Here is an 18,060-nt window from a genome sequence, read left to right on the forward strand (position 1 = left end):
CGCCCCATGACCAACAAGGTGCAGACGCCCGAGGTTCAAAATGACGTGCTGGGGCCGTGCGTACACACAGCCCCAGCTCAATTCCAAATCGCTTAGACGCGACGACGCTTCGGCGGGCGGCAACCGTTGTGAGCAATCGGTGTCACATCTCGGATCGATGTGATGTTGAAGCCCACTGCAGCCAACGCGCGCAGTGCCGATTCACGGCCCGAACCGGGCCCCTGAACTTCGACTTCGAGCGTTTTGACGCCGTGATCCTGCGCCTTCTTGCCTGCGTCTTCTGCAGCCATCTGAGCGGCGTAGGGTGTCGATTTACGCGACCCTTTGAAACCCATGGTCCCGGCAGAGGACCATGCAATGGCGTTGCCCTGCACGTCCGAAATCAGGATCTTGGTGTTGTTAAAGGTCGAGTTCACATGGGCAACGCCCGATGCGATGTTCTTGCGCTCTTTGCGCTTAACGCGAGTCTTGTCACGTGCCATCAGTCAGACCCTCCCTTATTTTTTCTTACCAGCAATGGCCTTTGCGGGGCCTTTGCGGGTACGAGCGTTGGTGTGGGTACGCTGACCGCGAACCGGCAGGTTGCGGCGGTGACGCAGACCGCGATAGCAGCCCAGGTCCATCAGGCGCTTCACGTTCATCTGAACTTCACGACGCAGGTCACCTTCGACGGTGAAGTTTGCGTCGATGTGCTCGCGGATGGCCAGAACTTCGGCGTCGGACAATTCATTGACGCGACGGTGCGCTTCAATACCTACGGCATCGCAGATCGCTTTGGCCGAGGTGTTTCCGATACCGGTGATATATGTGAGGGCGATAGGTACCCGCTTTGCAGTCGGGATGTTTACGCCGGCAATACGTGCCACGTGTCACTTTCCTTTTTGTTGCGGTTCCGTAACTCCGGAACCTTTTTTCACAACACCTGACCGTGGCAGTGACGCCAGAGGGTCCAGTATTATTCGAGGTGGTCGGGGCGCAAGCGACGAATCCCTCACGCGATCTTGATTCCCTTTAGGGATGGGGGTCGATATGGGCTTTTAAGCTTGGCGTCAAGTCCATATCAATCTGGCCAGCAAACCTTCTCTCTGACATACTGATCGAAGATGAAATGAATGCTGGTTTGGTCGTTACAAAAATCCATATGGGTATTCAGGCCACCTAGTACTCATCACGGCTAATCTACACAGTACAATGCCCCCAAGAAGGCCAACCAGAAATACGGCAGAAGCCTTGTTGTAGGCATTCTAGAACACCAAAAACCTGACGTTCAGCCCAAGATGGCTTCGATCGAAGCGGTGACTTCCTTGATATCCGCCAGCCCGTTCACCGGACGCAGATCACCCTTGGCGTAGTAATACCCAATCAGCGGCGACGTCTTCTTGTAATACTCCATCAAACGCGTGCGCAGGCTATCCTCGTTGTCGTCGGCGCGACGCACGAAGTCATTTTCCTTGCCGCAATTGGTGCACTTTCCATCAGCCGGGATCGGCTTGGTCTTGTCGTTGTAGACCTCACCACATCCGCCACAGGTCGAGCGTGCGGTGATCCGATCCACCAGGGCGTCATCGTCTACGCGCATCTCGATCACAGTGTGCAGCGACTGGCCCAGCTTGGTCAGCAAAGCTGCCAACGCATCGGCTTGTGCCAATGTGCGCGGGAAACCGTCAAAGATGAAGCCAGCGCCTTTTTCGGTGGTCAGTTTCTCTTCGATCAGACCGATGACGATCTCATCGGTGACGAGCTTGCCCGCGTCCATGATCGCTGCAACCTTCTTGCCCATCTCTGTGCCGCTGGTCCGCGCCTCGCGCAGCATGTCACCCGTGCTCAGTTGGATCATACCGCGGGTTTCAACCAGGTGACGCGCCTGCGTTCCCTTGCCTGCCCCCGGGGGGCCCAGAAGAATGATGTTCATCGACGAGCAGCTCCCTTTCTGCCGCGTTTCTTGCCTTTGCCACGCAGTTGGGACTTTTCGATAAGCCCTTCGTATTGATGCGCAAGCAGATGGCTCTGAACCTGCTGGATCGTGTCCATGGTCACAGAGACGATAATCAGAACCGAGGTGCCACCGAAATAGAACGGAATGGCGAACTGGCCGCGCAGGATCTCGGGCAGCAGGCAGACCGCCGCCAGATAGCCCGAACCCAGCACCAGAACGCGGTTGACCACATATTCCAGATACTCGGCGGTTTTCTTGCCGGGCCGGATACCGGGCACAAATCCGTTCTGCTTTTTCAGGTTGTCCGCCACATCGTCCGGTTTGAACGACACGTTGAACGTATAGAAATACGCAAAGAACACGATCATCGACGCAAAGAACAGCAGGTAAAGCGGCTGTCCGGGGCCGAAATTGGCCAGCAGCCAAGACATGATCGGTCCGTTCGCAGCACCTGACGAGAAGGTCGAGATCGTGACCGGCAGCAGAAGCAGCGAGCTGGCGAAGATCGCCGGAATGACACCCGCAGGGTTGACCTTGACCGGCAGGTGGCTTGAGCCGCCTTCGTAGATTTTCATACCGGCCTGACGGCGCGGATACTGAATGTGGATCTTGCGCAATGCACGTTCCATGAACACCACGAAGGTGATGACAGCGATCACCATGACGATCACGCCAACGATGACGGCAGGGCTGATCGCACCGCTGCGTCCGCTTGCAAAGAACTGCGCCAGAGCGGCCGGAACCTCGGCAATGATACCCACGAAGATAATCAGGGAGATGCCGTTGCCGATACCGCGTGCGGTGATTTGCTCACCCAGCCACATCAGGAACATGGTGCCGCCAACCAGCGTTATCATGGTCGACATCCGGAAATAGAGACCCGGATCGGTCGCCAGATCGCCCGATTCCAGCGAAACGGCCAAACCATAGGCCTGAACGGTGGCCAGCGCCACGGTGCCGAACCGGGTGTACTGGTTGATCTTCTTGCGCCCTTGCTCGCCCTCTTTCTTGAGTTGCTCGAGCGCGGGAACCATCGATGTCAGCAGCTGAACGATGATCGAGGCCGAGATATAGGGCATGATGCCAAGGGCAAAGATACCCATCCGCCCCAGCGCCCCGCCGGTGAACATCGAAATCATGCCGCCGATGCCCTGCCCCGCCTGCTCCATGAATTCGCGCAATGCTGCTCCGTCGATCCCCGGCACCGGAATGAAGGTGCCCAGACGATAGACGATCAGCAAACCCAGCGTGAACAGGATGCGGTTGCGCAGATCGGTGGCTTTGCCTAAAGCAGCCCAGCTTGTGTTGGCTGCCATTTGTTCTGCTGCTGATACCATAAATCGGTCTCTCTTATGCAAACGCCGCCCGGAACCGTTTTCCGGCTCGGACGGCGTCTTGGAAAACTCTGAGGTCTATGTAAGCGGGTCTTTGCCCGCTCACAAGCGATTACTCTGCCGCAGCAGCTTTTGTGACCTTCAGTGAACCGCCCGCTTTCTCAACTGCCTCGACAGCAGATTTCGAAGCACCGGTCACTTCCAGGTTCATCTTGGCGCTGATTTCGCCTTTGGCCAGAACGCGGATACCGTCCAGCTTGCGACGGACCAGACCGGACGCAACCAGAGCGTCTTCGGTGATCGCAGCCGTAGCGTCCAGTTTGCCGGCTTCGACGAATTTCTGGATCAGACCCAGGTTGACAACGGCGAATTCCTTGCGGTTCGGCTTGTTGAAGCCACGCTTGGGAAGACGTTGGTACAAGGGCATCTGACCGCCTTCATAGCCATTGATGGCCACACCCGAACGGGATTTCTGGCCTTTGATACCACGGCCACCCATTTTACCTTTGCCGGAACCCGGACCACGACCAACGCGCGTGCGTTTCGTTGAGGCGCCAGGATTGTCGCGCAATTCATTCAGTTTCATTTCGCTTCTCCTAAGCCGGATATGACCCCGAAGCGTGATGGGCCAAACACGGCATTTCTTGGTTTTGATTCTCGTGGCGGAAAGCCACCGCAGGCGTATAGGCCCGATAACCACACTTGACAAGCCTGTAGATTGCCATCCGCCTTGCGATGTCGGCAGAGGGTCCCGAACCAGGCTGTCCAAGTGATACAGAAAGGGCACCCCAGCCCGCTTCTGACCGAAAATTGACTGCGAAATATAGCAACTTTGTCAAAAACCTCTTGCCATGCCGGGGTGGTAGTCTATCCGGTTGCCTGCAAACACTAGACTGGCAGGCGTATGACTGAACCCTCTCTCTCGCTCCGGGATAAGCCGGAGACTACCGCTGCACGCGACTGGGTAACGACGCTTGCCAAATATCGCGAACCGGACCAGCTGCGCAGCTTCTTCGAGTTGGGTGTCAGTATTATCCCCTTCTTCGCGTTATGGGGTTTGTCCTGGATGTCGCTGTCAGTCAGCTATTGGCTGGCCTTTGCGATTTCCGTCCTCAACGCGGCCTTCCTGTTGCGACTGTTCGCCATTCAGCATGATTGCGGGCACGGCGCGTTCTTCAAGAATCGAACGATCAGTGACTGGATCGGGCGTGGAATCGGAGTTCTGACGCTGACGCCTTATGACGTCTGGCGCCGCACCCATTCCACACATCACAACAGTTCCGGCAATCTGGGCAAGCGCGGGATGGGCGATATCCACACCCTGACCGTGGCCGAGTATCAGGCCAAAACACCGATGAACAGGTTCTGGTACCGCGTGTATCGAAACCCGATTACCCTGTTCGTGCTTGGCCCTGGCTATCTGTTCCTGTTTCAAAACCGCCTTCCGCTGGGCCTGACAGACAGCGTCAGGTTCTGGGTCAGCGCGATGGCCACCAATCTTGCCATTCTGGTTGCACTCGTGGCCATCTACTATTTTGGCGGGCTGATGCCGATGTTGCTGATCTTCCTGCCCTCGACACTGATTGCCGCTACGGCCGGAGTTTGGCTGTTCTACGTACAACACCAGTTCGAGGACACACATTGGGAATCCGATGAAGACTGGCAACTACACGAAGCGGCGTTGCACGGAAGTTCGCACTACATCCTGCCCTCGGTGTTGCAGTGGTTCAGCGCCAATATCGGCATCCACCATGTACACCACCTCTACAGCCGTATTCCGTTCTACCGCCTGACCGAAGTACTGCGCGATCATGATGAGCTGGCGAACAGCAACCGGATGACAATCCGCGAAAGCCTCGCCAACGCGCGCCTGCATCTGTGGGACGAGCAGAGCCGCCGCCTGTTGTCCTTCGCCGAGGCACGAGCACTTTACGGGTAAAGGGCGCGTTCAGCGAGGCTGAGCGCAACCAAAACCTCGCAAACGATGCACTCATGACTCGCACCCAAGGTGCAGTCGTACGTCTCTAGGCGAAACGCGGCTACTCACTTTCTCCAAATCGAATATTTGACTACTTGCTTCCGGCCGTTATCCTCCATGTGAATTAGTCTGGGGGGGGACAGATGCGTTTTCACGTTGTTTTTTCACTGGCAGTAACTGCCGCAACACTTCTTCATGCTCAGGATCAGCCGATAGTGCATGACGGTGAGTACCAGTTTCTCAGGGCTCAGTTCGGCGACCGATGGGACGCCCAAGATGCCGATTTGAGCGCAAAGCTGGCAGATATTCGATCCGCCAACAACGACCGCCCTCCGAACATTGTCTATATCTTGATTGACGACGTGAGTTTCGGCCTGATGGGCAATCGAGCGCTGAATTACGTGGCTGGATTTGACACCCCGGAGATCAACGATTTTGCATCAGAAAGCCTGTCGTTGATGCGAATGTATACAGAGCCATCATGTACCCCTACGCGAACTGCATTCCTGACAGGTCGACACCCTGTTCGTGCAGGCCAGGAAGAAGTTAAGGTGGCATTGGTTGGCGAAGGTCTGTCGGCGGACGAAGTGACTCTGGCAGAGATCCTGAAGAAAGCGGGATATAACACCGCCCATGTTGGCAAGTGGCATCAGGGGGACATTGAGCAATCGTTCCCGCATAATCAGGGGTTTGATCAGGCGTTCTTTCCCGTTCATCAGCAAGTGCAGTTGAGCTTGATGACTCCCGAAGCCGCGGCAGCGACCAACCTGAATGGTTGGCACCGGTCCACACAATCTGGTCAGTTTGCCATCGACGAGTTGTTCAAACCTTACGGGCTTGTAACGGGCCTGGAAGCTGAAGAAGGCGGTTTGGCCCGTGAAGTCGATCTTGCTCCGGGTGAAGAATGGACGCAGGCGCATTACGAACGGATGAACGAACGCTACCAAGCTCAGGCGATGGAGCAGCTTGAAAGGCTTTCACAGGAAGACGCTCCGTTCTTTCTTCAATACTGGCCATTGTACCCGCTGAACTTCACCTATTCCGAACAGCAAACCAGCCGGAATGGCGGCTTCATGGCGGACAAGATGGAAGTTGTGGATGCGTGGATAGGAGAGTTGCTGTCCAGGATTGATGACTTGGGCGTGTCCGAAAACACGCTTGTCGTCCTGATGGCGGACAACGGGATTTTCAAGCAGTATTCCCCGGATTCAGGAATGATGGAACTGATCTATCGGGGTGGAAAAGCTGAACATCTTGAGGGAGGAGTGCGCGTCGATGCTTTTGTCAGATGGCCGGCCGCAATCGAAGCGGGCAGCTATGCCGGTGATATTATTCATGTCTCAGACCTGTACACCACGCTTGCCCGGATCGCGGGCGGCAGTGAACATATCCCGCGTGATCGGGTAATTGACGGGATCGACCAGACGGCCTTGCTATTGGAGGGCGAAGGGAATTCACGCCGAGACTATGTCTATATCTATGAAGGCCCTGTTTTGCGTTCGATTGTTAAGCAGGAATTCAAGATGCACATGCCGCCGCCGGGTGTGCCCGGCGCCGCAGCCCCGGTTTTCAATATACTGCGTGACCCTCGTGAATCCACGCCGGACATCGGCGGCTCACTCTGGTCCGGTGCGTCCTTTCAGGACATGATGAAGAGGCACCAGAAGATGATCGAAAAGTACCCTCACCTGCCACTGGGCAAAGGTGTGCCCTATGGAGGGATCGAGAATCTGCGCCCGGAAAGTGAAAAGGCCCGCGAAGTGTTTTCGAGCTGGCAGTGAGAGTAGGTTAGTACTTTCGGTCAGCCGGTTAGACGGAAAGACATCAAGAAAGCCCATATGCCCCTGAAAGAGGGTAAAACCATCGACATGTCCACTTGTCTCTGGCCACCCCGTCTTGGGCACGACCTGTCCAATGGCAAACAGCACCGCGACCAGCGTGGCTGCGGAAAAAGGGCGTGACCTTCTGATTGAGAGAGCCTGGGGCAGCATGAATGCCAAGCCGCACAGCAGCCGTGATAATCAAGAGTGGCCGCTCAATCCGTTTGACACTGCTGGGCAAGGCAGCAACGCGGTAGAAGAACCTTCGCCCCCGGGAATGCGGGCACTGTGGACATCGCTCGTGCCGTGACCAGATCACGGGCCTGGTTAACGGATTCTGATTTCCGTTTGTATGCTCCGACCCAAAAAACACATCATATAGAAAGCACTCAAAACGATGGTCAAACCCGTCGGCGGAATCTTGTACAAACCGGACAATTGACCCGCAAACCCTTGCACAAATCCAACAAAATCTCTTGTCACAGTCTCGCACCGATGCCATATGAAAAGAGCTTACGTTTATCTATTCGACCTACTGTCTCCTTCATCGGCAGTCAGTCTATCGATACAGACCGACGACGCCAGGCTGCCGCAACTCCGTGGGCAGCACTAAAACAGGAGACACGGATATGCCTACAGGCACCGTAAAATGGTTCAATACCACTAAAGGCTTCGGCTTCATCGCACCGGATGAGGGCGGCAAAGATGTATTCGTACACATCTCGGCCGTTGAACGTTCGGGCCTGACCGGCTTGGCCGACAACCAGAAAGTCACGTACGAGCTGCGTGCCGGTCGTGACGGCCGCGAAAGCGCCGACAGCATCCAGCTGGCCTAAGCTTGATATCGGGTGAGGGGATCCCCCTCGCCCTCTTCCCGCCGCGACCTCCGGTGGCAGGCAGGACACATCACGTCCACGTGATGTCTGCCCTAGAATTGACCAAATATCATATCATGATGAAACTGGTACTCAGGTTTTATTGGTCATTCGATGAGGGTTTCGATGTTTACACGCCGTATTTTTTTGGCTGGGGCTGCGGCCAGCATGTTGCCGGGTATCGCCAGCGCGAAAAAAGCGGTCGAGTATGATCCGACACCGCAATTCGTGCGCATCAAAAAGCAGTTTGTGCCCGGTCAGCTGCTGGTCGCCCCCCGCTCGTTCTATCTTTACTACGTGACTGAACCTCGCAAAGCGATCCGCTATGGCTGCGGTGTCGGCAAGGCCGGTCTGGAGTTTACCGGCACAGCTACCATCGATGTGAAAAAGGAATGGCCGACCTGGCGTCCGACCAATGAAATGATCGAACGTGATCCCGTCGCTTACGCAAAATTCAAGGACAATGACTATGTCCAACCCGGAGGCGGAGACAACCCACTGGGCGCGCGGGCGCTGTATCTGTTCCAGAACGGTGTCGATACCTATTTCCGTATCCACGGCACGACACAGCCGCAAACCATCGGTCGGGCAGTGTCCAACGGTTGCATTCGAATGCTGAACGAACATGTGATCGATTTATACAACCGGGTCCCAATCGGAACTGTCGTTACAGTCGTCTGATCGTCCCTGGGTGGGCGCTTATCTTTCTCCACCGGCTTGATCAACAAGCTTCAGCACGGACGGGCCCAGAGATTCAACGATCTTTGCCACCCCATCCGCGTTTGGATGTATTCCGTCAGGCTGCATGAACTGTGATACCGCACCGGGGTCACCCCCTGCTGCAAGCCCTTCAAAGAAACCAGCGGCGAAGAGGACGTCGAACTCGTTCGCCAAGTCAGGGTACATCCCGTCGAAAGCTTGCTTGTAATCGGCCCCGTAGTTACCCGGAGCCTGCATGCCGATCAGCAGAACCGGTACATTCGCGTCACGCGCCACGTCCAGGATCCTGCGCAGATTGGCCTTCGAGACGGCTGGATCGATCCCACGCAACACGTCATTACCGCCAAGGGCAACAATCATACCGTCCACATCCGGGGTCAGGGTCCAATCTACGCGCGCGGCCCCGCCCGCTGTGGTATCGCCCGAAACGCCGGCGTTGATTACCCTGACATCCGCCCCCTGCGCGTGCAGCCAACGGTCAAGCTGCGGAACAAACCCGCTCTCCTCCACCAGCCCATAGCCCTGAGTCAGCGAGTCTCCCAAAGCCGCAATCACCACTTGTTCGGCTGTGGCCGCAAAACCGCACCACGTGAAAAGGCCTGCCATCAAAGCCTTGCGCAATGTAGTGATCGCTCCATATCCCAAAAGACCGCTCCTTTTTCGGGTAGACCCATGACGACTGCTGTTCTTGCCCTCCAAAATGCCGCTTTGTCACTGGATGGCAATGCCGGGCGGGTCGATATTCTGCATGACATTTCATTGACAGTGAACAAGGGCGAGACGCTGGGGCTTATCGGGCCTTCGGGCTCGGGCAAGTCTTCGCTGCTGATGTTGATGGGAGGGATGGAACAGGCCACGCGCGGTCAGGTCGTCGCTCTGGGTCAGGACCTGACTGGAATGGATGAGGACGCACTGGCCCGGTTTCGACGCGACAGTATGGGGGTGGTGTTTCAGAACTTCCATCTGATCCCGACAATGACGGCACTTGAAAACGTGGCGACCCCACTGGAACTGGCGGGGCACAAGGATGCGTTCGACCGGGCCGGGAATGAGCTGGAAGCCGTGGGCCTGTCGCATCGTCGTGATCATTATCCGGCGCAACTTTCGGGCGGTGAACAACAACGTGTTGCCTTGGCGCGAGCATCTGCGCCACGTCCCAAAATCCTGTTGGCTGATGAACCGACCGGGAATCTGGACGAAACGAATGGCGCCGCGATTGTTGATCTGCTGTTTGGTTTACGCCGGCAATTCGATGCGACCCTAGTTCTGGTGACACACAGCCTTTCGTTGGCAGAAAGATGTGATCGGGTCGTTCGGTTACGCAACGGCAGGATCACCGAAGAGACCCGGCAGGAGGCTGCGGAATGAGCCTGTGGATGGCCGGGCGGCTCGCGCGTCGCGAGTTGCGCGGTGGCCTGCGCGGTTTTCGGATATTGCTTGCCTGTCTGGCGCTGGGGGTCGCAGCAATTGCCGCCGTCGGATCGGTCCGTACGGCCATCCAGACGGGGCTGGCACAAGAAGGAGCATCCCTGCTGGGCGGCGATGCCGAACTTGAGTTCACCTATCGTTTTGCCGACCAGGCCGAGCGTGCCTGGATGCAACAGGCGTCTGCGCGAGTTTCCGAGATTGTCGATTTCCGCTCGATGGCCGTTGTGCCCGGCGCTACAGATCCGGAACGAGCACTGACTCAGGTCAAGTCGGTCGACAATGCATACCCACTCATTGGAACGGTTCGGCTGGAACCCGACATCCTGCTGCAAGACGCCCTGAACGGCAGTTCCGACTTACCCGGGGCCGTGATGGAACCCGCGCTGATAGACCGGCTTGGGGTGTCCATCGGTGATCGATTTGCGCTTGGTACGCAAGAGTTCATCCTGACAGCGGCCTTGCTGAACGAGCCCGATAGCGCGGCGGATGGATTTGGCCTTGGGCCGCGCACTCTGGTACGAACCGAGGCGTTGCAGGCGTCCGGTCTGCTGGAACCCGGAACGCTGTTTTCGACAAAATACAGGATGATCTTGCCCCAGAACGCAAACCTTTCGGATGTATCCGCAAAGGCTGATGCGGCATTCGAAGGCACCGGGATGCGCTGGACGGATGCGCGCAACGGTGCCCCCGGAATATCCGAGTTCGTCAATCGCCTGAGTGCTTTTCTGGTCCTTGTCGGGCTGTCCGGGCTTGCCGTCGGCGGCATCGGCGTGTCTGCTGCCGTGCGTGCTTATCTGACGCAGAAGACGGAAACCGTTGCGACGCTGCGCACCTTGGGGGCCGATCGCGCCACCATTTTTCAAACCTACATGATTCAAATTGGCGTGCTGTCTGTCATCGGGATCGTGATCGGCCTGACCCTGGGTGGATTGGCACCGCTTGTTCTGGCCCCACTGCTGGAAAGCCAATTGCCGGTTCCCGCAGTGTTTTCCCTGTATCCACAGCCGCTGATTGAGGCAGCAATTTACGGTCTGCTTACAGCGTTCCTGTTCACCCTTTGGCCTTTGGCCCGAACCGAGGATGTGCGCGCCGCGACGTTGTTTCGCGACGCATTAAGCTCGGCCCGCCCATTTCCGCGGCTTGTTTTTGTCGTGGCGACAGGAGTTGGGTTGTCGTTGCTGATCGCCCTTGCTTCATGGTTCAGCAGCTCAACCCGGCTCACCCTCTGGACCAGTGGCGGGCTCGTTGGCGCACTGGCGCTCTTGAGCCTCGCCGCTTATGCCGTTCGCAAACTGGCCCGGGCGAGTGCTCCGCTGGCCCGCGGCCGACCCACACTGAGATGGGCATTGTCCGCCATCTCAGACCCGCGCGAAGGCGCAGGGTCTGTGGTTCTGTCATTGGGGTTGGGCTTGTCAGTGCTGGCTGCGGTCGGGCAGATCGACGGCACCCTGCGAAACGCTATTTCGGGCAACCTGCCGGATGTCGCGCCTTCGTATTTCTTTGTAGACATTCAGAAGGATCAAATGCCCGGCTTCACCGAGCGCCTGCAAAGCGACCCCGCAGTCAGCCGCATTGAAAGCGCACCGATGTTGCGCGGGATCATCACGCAGATCAACGGCCGGCCCGCTCGGGACGTGGCCGGAGATCACTGGGTGCTGGAAGGGGATCGCGGCGTGACCTATTCGGTTCAGCCTCCGCCGAACGCACGCCTGACCGCAGGGGAATGGTGGGCTGAAAACTACGCGGGCGCGCCTCAGGTCAGTTTTGCCGCAGAAGAAGCTGAAGAGATGGGTCTGAACCTGGGCGACCAGCTGACCGTCAATATCCTGGGGCGTGACATCACGGCAGAACTGACGTCCCTGCGCGAGGTGGATTTCTCCACGGCGGGAATGGGCTTTGTCATGTCGATGAACCCGTCTGCGCTGGCTGGTGCGCCGCACAGCTTTATCGCGACAGTCTATGCCGAAGAACAGGCCGAGGCGGCCATCCTGCGGGATCTTGCAGGCCAGTTCCCCAATATCACGGCCATTCGGGTGCGCGACGCCATTGACCGTGTATCGGGCCTGTTGGCAGGCATCGCCGCAGCAACCTCGTATGGCGCAGGAGTATCTCTGCTGACCGGATTTCTGGTGCTGATCGGCGCAGCGGCGGCGGGCGAACCTGCCCGCAGATACGAAGCAGCAATCCTCAAGACACTAGGTGCAGACCGCGGCCATATTCTGCGCAGCTTTGGCCTGCGATCTGTTCTGCTTGGGGCCGCCGCGGGTTGCGTCGCGCTGTTCGTTGGTATTCTGGGCGGCTGGGCCGTCGCTACCTACATCTTCGACACAGAGTTCACGGTCATCTGGTCATCGGCCTTCGGCATCGTTCTGGCCGGGATAGGCGTCACGTTATGTGCAGGACTGGCATTTGCCCTGCGTCCACTTTCAGTGCGTCCGGCGCGCATATTGCGCGCGAGCGATTGAAATCAGCGCACGCAGGCCACAGGCTGCAAGAGCCTCAGCAGCGGATCATTGTCACATACCAACGCATCCAGGGTAACATCGTCCAGGGACGCATAGAACACCTCTGCCGCATCCTGAAGCGCAAGCCTCAACCGGCAGGCATCCGTGAGCGGGCACGTGTTGTCAGCGTCGGCGAAACACTCGGCAATGGGCAAAGCGCCTTCAACATGCCGGAATACCGCACCTATGCGTATCTGGTCCGCCGGGCGCGCCAGCGACATTCCACCGTTACGACCGCGCTGCGTGCTCAGATAATTCAGCTGGCTCAACTGATTGATCACCTGCGCCAGATGGTTTTCCGAAATGTTGCACACTTCGGCGATTTCGGATTTCGTGACCAGCCTGTCCGGGTGAGCTGCGCAATACATCAACAGGCGCACAGCGATATTCGTCCGTTTGGTAATCCGCATGAGGGCCTCCCTAAACTCAAGATGCAACCTTATTGCATGTCCGGGAAAAAAGCGGTTTGACATACATCAATCGACCGAAAGGACACTTCTCGGATGGCCGACCCCTATTTCTTTGGCTATGGCAGCCTTGTGAACCTCGCGACGCATGATTTTCCCGATCCGCGCCCCGCGCGACTGAAAGGTTGGCGGCGGGCCTGGAGGCACACTGATCTGCGCCCCGTGGCATTTCTGACTGCTGTGCCCGACCCCGAGTCTGAGATCGACGGCATGATTGCGCATGTGCCAAAAAATGACTGGGCCGCGCTGGATGAGCGGGAATGGGCGTATGACCGAATTCCTGCAACGCATTCGGTTTCGCATCCCCTGACTCACGATGTCGAAATAGCTGTCTACGCCGTCCCGCAAGATCGGCACAGCCAGCCCAGCAATCACCACCCGTTGCTGCTCAGCTATATCGATGTTGTCGTGCAGGGTTACTTGCGGGCCTTCGGCGAGGACGGCGCGGATCGATTCTTTGAGACGACAACCGGCTGGGACGCCCCGATCCTGAATGATCGCGCCGAACCGCGTTATCCACGCCACCAGCAACTCAAACCTGTCGAGCGTGATTTTGTCGATGACCGCCTGACCAGTTTGTCGGTTCGGATTGAGCAACCGGCTTGACGAAAAAGAGCCACGCCGATGACGTGGCCCATAACTGTCGTGTACCACAGCGTTAGCCGCGCGCGCGGATCACCTGCAGCAGCGGCATCAAAGCAGCCATTTCCGGGCCGCGCTCCATGCCGGTCAGCGCTTTGCGCAATGGCATGAACAGGCCTTTGCCTTTGCGACCGGTTGCCTCTTTCACGGCTTTGGTCCAGGTGCTCCAGGTCTCGCCGTCGAACGGACCCTCGGGCAGCAAAGCCATCGCCTCGGCAATGAATTCCTGATCTTCTTCGGCGATCAAGGGATCGGCCCCGTCACGGCACAGCTCCCACCAGTCCTTTAGATCGGCCAGGGTGGTGATGTTTTCGCGGGCCATGGCCCAGAAAGGTTCCGCCAATTCATCGGGAACGCCGGCATCCGCAACTGCACCGGCCACATCGGCCAGCGGCAGCGATTGCAAATGTTTGGCGGTCAGCGGGAACAGATCCTGCACATCGAACTTGGTCGGTGCGGCGCCAAATCGGTTCACATCGAACCCGTCGATCAGCTCTTCCACTTCCGAGCGCAGCTCGACCGGATCCGACGAGCCCAGACGCGCCATCAGGCTCAGCAACGCCATTGGCTGCACACCCTGTTCACGAAGATCGCGCAAGGCCAGCGTGCCCAGCCGTTTCGACAATGCCTCACCCTGCGGACCTGTCAGCAGAGAGTGGTGGGCAAAACGCGGACAACGCCCGCCCAACGCCTTGATGATCTGGATCTGCGTCGCCGTGTTGGTCACATGGTCTGAACCACGTACAACATCAGTTACGCCCATTTCAATATCATCCACAACCGACGCAATCGTATAGAGAACCTGACCATCGCCACGGATCAGAACCGGATCGGAAACCGACGCCGCATCAATCGAGATGTCGCCAAGAATGCCGTCATTCCATTCGATACGTTCATGATCCAGCTTGAAGCGCCAGACGCCGTTGCCACGTTCGGCGCGCAAGGCTTCTTTCTCGGCCTCCGACAGGTTCAGCGCAGCGCGGTCATAGACCGGCGGCTTGCCCATGTTCAGTTGCTTCTTGCGCTTCAGATCCAGTTCGGTCGGCGTTTCGAATGCCTCGTACAAACGGCCCATCGCGCGCAGCTTATCGGCCGCCTCGGCATAGCGATCCAGACGGTCCGACTGACGCTCGACCCGGTCCCAATGCAAACCCAGCCATTCCAGGTCCTGCTTGATGGCATCGACATATTCTTCTTTCGACCGCTCAGGGTCGGTATCATCGATGCGCAGGATGAACGTACCGCCTGCTTTGCGGGCAATCAGATAGTTCATAAGGGCGGTGCGCAGGTTGCCCACATGGATGTAACCGGTGGGCGACGGGGCAAAACGGGTGGTTGTCATGGGTGTCTCCTGTTGGCGCGGCTCTTGTCACATGGGGGCGTTTTTGTCCAGCCGCCGCTTGGTCCATCAGGTGATTCAGAAAGGTTTTACCGGCCACACCCTGTTGAGATCGTCCAATCCGGCGCGAATTAGCTCGGACAATACTCCCGAGTCGATATCCGCCAGCTTGTTGACATAAAGACAGGACTTACCCAGTTTGTGCTTTCCCAATCTGGCCACCAGATCTCCAAAATCTGCGTAACCCGGCATGATATAAATCACCAAAGCTGATTTGCGCGGTGAAAATCCGGTTGCCAGAAAGTCCCCTTCACGACCCGATTTATAGCGATAGTGGTAGCGGCCATACCCGATGATCGACGGTCCCCACATGAGCGGTGTATACCCGGTGGTGGCGCGAAACAGTTTGTCAAGCTCGTGCGCGTCTTCGGCGCGACGTGCCGGTTGAACCGTCGTCAGGAAATGCTCAACGCTTTGATCCGTCGGAACTGTCTTGTTGTCTGATCGCGCCATGAACAAAATTTAACACGTAATATTCATCCATGCACCCCATCTGGATGGCGTATAAACTGGCAACAGACTCACGACGCCCTAACTGAACCAATGAAGTCCTGACAGGGAGAACGAAGATGACAATTAAACTCACACGCCGCGCCGCTTTGGGAACTGCTGCCGCCTTGCCGTTTGCAACTGCGGCCGCACCGGTTCTGGCCGCAAGCCCGGAAACCAAAGCAAACTCGACCATCGCCAAGTCATTTCATGTTGGCGACTTCACGGTCACGACCCTGCTGGATGGCAGCTTTCCACGCGACGGAGTCAAAGAGATTTTTGGGGGCGGAGCGTCGGACGAAGAATTCGCCCGGGTTTCTTCTGAGAACTTTATTCCATCGGACGTCACACAGTTTTTCTTTACCCCCTCGCTGGTCAATACAGGCTCAGAGCTGGTTCTGTTCGATACCGGCCTGGGGCAAGGCGGCATACAGGCCGCTCTGGCAGATGCAGGTGTGACCCCGGATCAGATCGATGTGGTCGTGATAACGCATATGCACCCTGACCATATCGGTGGCATGACGACCGAAGGCACGCCCACCTTCGCAAATGCGCGCTACGTGACGGCGGCTTCGGAATATGATTTTTGGGCTGCGCAGGACGCAGGCAATCGTGTGGGCGATCTGGTCGCTGAAAAAGTCACACCACTGGCCGAGAAAATGACCTTTGTCGAAGACGGGGGCGAGGTTGCCGCTGGCATTACCGCGGTTGCCGCTTATGGCCACACACCGGGCCACACGGTTTACCATCTGGAAAGCAACGGGCAACGTCTGGTGCTGACAGCGGATTTGGCCAACCACTATGTCTGGTCTTTCGCGCATCCCGAATGGGAAGTCCGGTTCGATATGGACAAGGCCGCAGCAACTGCCGCACGCCGCAATGTCCTTGGCATGCTGGCTGCCGACAAGGTGCCTATGGTCGGCTATCACATGCCTTTCCCCGGTGCTGGTTATGTTGAGGCACGCGGAGAAGGCTTCCGCTTTGTCCCGGTCAGCTACCAGATGATGGGCTAAGCTTTCAGTACCCCGGATCCGGTCGCACTTTTGAACCGTCGCTGAACCGCGACAGGCGAAAGGCAGCCGGGTCCACGCAAGGCACTGTTTCTGAGACCAGATCAGCCATCAGTCGTCCCGCCCCGGGTCCGATTCCAAAACCATGGCCTGAAAACCCCGTGGCGATGTACATTCCCGGCAGGTCATCCACGCCCGAGATGACCGGAATGGCATCCGGGGTCACATCGATCATACCTGCCCAACTTTGTACGATCTCGCTTTTTTGCAAAGCGGGATATCCCTTGCACGCGCTGGCCCAGGCGCGTCGCAACGTTTTTTGCGACGGTTCAGGGTCCAGGATCCGGCACCGTTCGAATGGTGTCACATCGGTTGGCAGCCATATCCGGTTCTGTTTTGCTTCGACCGGCCAGCGTTTGGACAGGCGAAAGCGCAGAGATTTCCACTCCTGTGCGAAAGCTGGCAGGAACCGCATCGCCAACCGGAAACTGTCCGGCACGATGTCCACAGTATTCTCGTGACCGGACGCAATTGTGTAACCACCATCGGCCCGTTTTCGGATCGCAAAGTCATCCGACCACAACGATGCCTCGGGCCCCTCTGCGATGGGGGATGTGCGCAGCACCGTATTCAGGACTTTCAGCTGCGGCAGTTCGATCCCCGCATTGCCAGCAAACAGGCGCGACCACGCGCCCCCGGCCAGAACGACACTGCTGCTGGCAACTTTGCCACGTTCCGTGAAAACACCAGCGATACAGCCAGCCTGAACGTCCACACTGCGTACGGCGCAATTCGTCATGATCACAGCGCCCCGATCCTGCGCAGCCTGGGCGATTACAGGGGCTGTCCATTGTGGTTCAGCACGTCCGTCCTGTGGCATGTACAGCGCGGTTTCAATGCCCGTTTGGTTGCCGTGCAAAAGGTCTGCCAACTCACCGCCCGAAACCATCCGCGCGCCGGTCTGCAAACCCTCCACGTGGTGCAGCCAACGTTCCATGTTCCCCGCATCCCGCTTACCTGATGCGCCAAAAAGGATACCGGATTGGGTATACCCTGTCTTGCGGTCCAGCCGGTGATCAAGCGTCTGCCAGATGCGCAACGATTCTTGCATCAGGGGAATTTCCCTTGGGTCCCGCATCCCAAGACGGACCCACCCCCAGTTGCGAGAGCTTTGTTCGGAGGCAATCTGCCCTTTTTCGCACAAAAGGACCGAGGCGCCCCGCTCTGCAAGTTCCAGCGCTGTTGAAACGCCAATGATACCGCCGCCAATGACCACAACATCAACGGATTTTGGCAGGGCAAGATCAGATTCTACAGGAGTCGGTTTAGGAGCGGTCATCGATAGGCCTTACTCTGTCGCTTGGACCGTTATGGAGACCAAGAGACAAAGCATAGGCAATACAAACCGTCACCGCGACCAAGCGAATTTTGGCATCTGTGACCCAGACGCCTGAGGCT

At 57.5% G+C, this 18,060-nt stretch carries 18 protein-coding genes; 8 read left to right on the forward strand and 10 right to left on the reverse strand.

All coding sequences use genetic code 11. From position 1 onward, the window contains the following. Positions 1-92: 92 nt before the first annotated feature. The 5 genes from rpsK to rplO all read right to left on the reverse strand — a co-directional run bounded on the left by rpsK (position 93) and on the right by rplO (position 3,856). Entirely contained in the window at positions 93-482 is a 390-nt protein-coding gene (gene rpsK, locus AC2FFA_RS12470) for a 30S ribosomal protein S11 (RefSeq protein WP_058283499.1), read from the reverse strand. A gap of 15 nt (positions 483-497) precedes the next feature. Next, positions 498-866, reverse strand: coding sequence for a 30S ribosomal protein S13 (gene rpsM / locus AC2FFA_RS12475; protein ID WP_496851877.1), 369 nt, complete (start codon positions 864-866; stop codon positions 498-500). Between the two features lie 401 nt (positions 867-1,267). Then, positions 1,268-1,912 carry an adenylate kinase gene (locus AC2FFA_RS12480; RefSeq protein ID WP_496851878.1) on the reverse strand — a complete coding sequence of 215 codons (645 nt, stop codon included), beginning with the start codon at positions 1,910-1,912 and terminating at the stop codon, positions 1,268-1,270. Then, positions 1,909-3,273 (reverse strand): preprotein translocase subunit SecY, encoded by a 1,365-nt coding sequence (secY, locus tag AC2FFA_RS12485; protein ID WP_117870185.1) that lies wholly within the window; start codon positions 3,271-3,273, stop codon positions 1,909-1,911. The genes AC2FFA_RS12480 and secY overlap by 4 nt, the downstream gene beginning before the upstream one ends. Positions 3,274-3,382: 109 nt before the next feature. Beyond that, complete coding sequence (gene rplO, locus AC2FFA_RS12490; RefSeq protein ID WP_117870187.1) at positions 3,383-3,856, reverse strand: 50S ribosomal protein L15; 474 nt, start codon at positions 3,854-3,856, stop codon at positions 3,383-3,385. 318 nt (positions 3,857-4,174) lie between these two features. Between rplO and AC2FFA_RS12495 the strand changes: the two genes are divergently transcribed. The 4 genes from AC2FFA_RS12495 to AC2FFA_RS12510 all read left to right on the forward strand — a co-directional run bounded on the left by AC2FFA_RS12495 (position 4,175) and on the right by AC2FFA_RS12510 (position 8,624). Then, positions 4,175-5,209, forward strand: a complete 1,035-nt coding sequence (locus AC2FFA_RS12495) for a fatty acid desaturase (protein ID WP_117870189.1) — start codon at positions 4,175-4,177, stop codon at positions 5,207-5,209. A 182-nt stretch (positions 5,210-5,391) separates the two neighbouring features. Continuing rightward, the gene (locus AC2FFA_RS12500) at positions 5,392-7,029 is read left to right on the forward strand and encodes a sulfatase-like hydrolase/transferase (RefSeq protein ID WP_299899032.1); all 1,638 of its coding nucleotides are present in this window, start codon (positions 5,392-5,394) and stop codon (positions 7,027-7,029) included. A 668-nt stretch (positions 7,030-7,697) separates the two neighbouring features. Continuing rightward, on the forward strand, positions 7,698-7,904 hold the full coding sequence (locus tag AC2FFA_RS12505) for a cold-shock protein (protein WP_117870195.1): 207 nt from the start codon (positions 7,698-7,700) through the stop codon (positions 7,902-7,904). Between the two features lie 165 nt (positions 7,905-8,069). Continuing rightward, positions 8,070-8,624, forward strand: coding sequence for a L,D-transpeptidase (locus AC2FFA_RS12510; protein WP_496851879.1), 555 nt, complete (start codon positions 8,070-8,072; stop codon positions 8,622-8,624). Positions 8,625-8,642: 18 nt separating this feature from the next. On the opposite strand, the gene AC2FFA_RS12515 is transcribed toward AC2FFA_RS12510, so the two are convergent. After that, the gene (locus AC2FFA_RS12515; protein ID WP_117870199.1) at positions 8,643-9,269 is read right to left on the reverse strand and encodes an arylesterase; all 627 of its coding nucleotides are present in this window, start codon (positions 9,267-9,269) and stop codon (positions 8,643-8,645) included. Positions 9,270-9,335: 66 nt separating this feature from the next. Between AC2FFA_RS12515 and AC2FFA_RS12520 the strand changes: the two genes are divergently transcribed. Continuing rightward, a complete protein-coding gene (locus AC2FFA_RS12520) occupies positions 9,336-10,031 on the forward strand; it encodes an ABC transporter ATP-binding protein (protein ID WP_496851880.1) in 696 nt (231 codons plus the stop codon). Continuing rightward, positions 10,028-12,556 (forward strand): ABC transporter permease, encoded by a 2,529-nt coding sequence (locus AC2FFA_RS12525; RefSeq protein ID WP_496851881.1) that lies wholly within the window; start codon positions 10,028-10,030, stop codon positions 12,554-12,556. The genes AC2FFA_RS12520 and AC2FFA_RS12525 overlap by 4 nt, the downstream gene beginning before the upstream one ends. Before the next feature lie 2 nt (positions 12,557-12,558). Here the strand turns inward: AC2FFA_RS12525 and AC2FFA_RS12530 are convergent, their stop codons facing one another. Beyond that, positions 12,559-13,005, reverse strand: coding sequence for an RrF2 family transcriptional regulator (locus AC2FFA_RS12530; protein ID WP_170346430.1), 447 nt, complete (start codon positions 13,003-13,005; stop codon positions 12,559-12,561). A gap of 93 nt (positions 13,006-13,098) precedes the next feature. On the opposite strand from AC2FFA_RS12530, the gene AC2FFA_RS12535 reads away from it, so the two are divergent. Continuing rightward, a complete protein-coding gene (locus tag AC2FFA_RS12535) occupies positions 13,099-13,668 on the forward strand; it encodes a gamma-glutamylcyclotransferase family protein (protein WP_496851882.1) in 570 nt (189 codons plus the stop codon). 52 nt (positions 13,669-13,720) lie between these two features. On the opposite strand, the gene gltX is transcribed toward AC2FFA_RS12535, so the two are convergent. After that, positions 13,721-15,046, reverse strand: a complete 1,326-nt coding sequence (gene gltX / locus AC2FFA_RS12540) for a glutamate--tRNA ligase (protein WP_496851883.1) — start codon at positions 15,044-15,046, stop codon at positions 13,721-13,723. Positions 15,047-15,121: 75 nt separating this feature from the next. Further along, complete coding sequence (locus tag AC2FFA_RS12545) at positions 15,122-15,556, reverse strand: DUF1801 domain-containing protein (protein WP_496672217.1); 435 nt, start codon at positions 15,554-15,556, stop codon at positions 15,122-15,124. A 116-nt stretch (positions 15,557-15,672) separates the two neighbouring features. Between AC2FFA_RS12545 and AC2FFA_RS12550 the strand changes: the two genes are divergently transcribed. Continuing rightward, entirely contained in the window at positions 15,673-16,605 is a 933-nt protein-coding gene (locus tag AC2FFA_RS12550) for an MBL fold metallo-hydrolase (RefSeq protein ID WP_496851884.1), read from the forward strand. Positions 16,606-16,609: 4 nt separating this feature from the next. Here the strand turns inward: AC2FFA_RS12550 and AC2FFA_RS12555 are convergent, their stop codons facing one another. Next, positions 16,610-17,941 carry an NAD(P)/FAD-dependent oxidoreductase gene (locus AC2FFA_RS12555; protein ID WP_496851885.1) on the reverse strand — a complete coding sequence of 444 codons (1,332 nt, stop codon included), beginning with the start codon at positions 17,939-17,941 and terminating at the stop codon, positions 16,610-16,612. Positions 17,942-18,060: the final 119 nt, after the last annotated feature.

It is taken from the genome of Ruegeria sp. YTSB088, from assembly GCF_059609825.1.

Coding starts and splice junctions, on each gene's coding strand:
- AC2FFA_RS12535 (WP_496851882.1), top strand. CDS start 13,099: ATGGCCGACCCCTATTTCTTTGGCTATGGCAGCCTTGTGAACCTCGCG.
- AC2FFA_RS12545 (WP_496672217.1), bottom strand. CDS start 15,556: ATGGCGCGATCAGACAACAAGACAGTTCCGACGGATCAAAGCGTTGAG.
- rpsK (WP_058283499.1), bottom strand. CDS start 482: ATGGCACGTGACAAGACTCGCGTTAAGCGCAAAGAGCGCAAGAACATC.
- AC2FFA_RS12530 (WP_170346430.1), bottom strand. CDS start 13,005: ATGCGGATTACCAAACGGACGAATATCGCTGTGCGCCTGTTGATGTAT.
- AC2FFA_RS12480 (WP_496851878.1), bottom strand. CDS start 1,912: ATGAACATCATTCTTCTGGGCCCCCCGGGGGCAGGCAAGGGAACGCAG.
- AC2FFA_RS12550 (WP_496851884.1), top strand. CDS start 15,673: ATGACAATTAAACTCACACGCCGCGCCGCTTTGGGAACTGCTGCCGCC.
- AC2FFA_RS12520 (WP_496851880.1), top strand. CDS start 9,336: ATGACGACTGCTGTTCTTGCCCTCCAAAATGCCGCTTTGTCACTGGAT.
- AC2FFA_RS12495 (WP_117870189.1), top strand. CDS start 4,175: ATGACTGAACCCTCTCTCTCGCTCCGGGATAAGCCGGAGACTACCGCT.
- secY (WP_117870185.1), bottom strand. CDS start 3,273: ATGGTATCAGCAGCAGAACAAATGGCAGCCAACACAAGCTGGGCTGCT.
- AC2FFA_RS12525 (WP_496851881.1), top strand. CDS start 10,028: ATGAGCCTGTGGATGGCCGGGCGGCTCGCGCGTCGCGAGTTGCGCGGT.
- AC2FFA_RS12515 (WP_117870199.1), bottom strand. CDS start 9,269: ATGGCAGGCCTTTTCACGTGGTGCGGTTTTGCGGCCACAGCCGAACAA.
- gltX (WP_496851883.1), bottom strand. CDS start 15,046: ATGACAACCACCCGTTTTGCCCCGTCGCCCACCGGTTACATCCATGTG.
- AC2FFA_RS12555 (WP_496851885.1), bottom strand. CDS start 17,941: ATGACCGCTCCTAAACCGACTCCTGTAGAATCTGATCTTGCCCTGCCA.
- AC2FFA_RS12510 (WP_496851879.1), top strand. CDS start 8,070: ATGTTTACACGCCGTATTTTTTTGGCTGGGGCTGCGGCCAGCATGTTG.
- rplO (WP_117870187.1), bottom strand. CDS start 3,856: ATGAAACTGAATGAATTGCGCGACAATCCTGGCGCCTCAACGAAACGC.
- AC2FFA_RS12500 (WP_299899032.1), top strand. CDS start 5,392: ATGCGTTTTCACGTTGTTTTTTCACTGGCAGTAACTGCCGCAACACTT.
- AC2FFA_RS12505 (WP_117870195.1), top strand. CDS start 7,698: ATGCCTACAGGCACCGTAAAATGGTTCAATACCACTAAAGGCTTCGGC.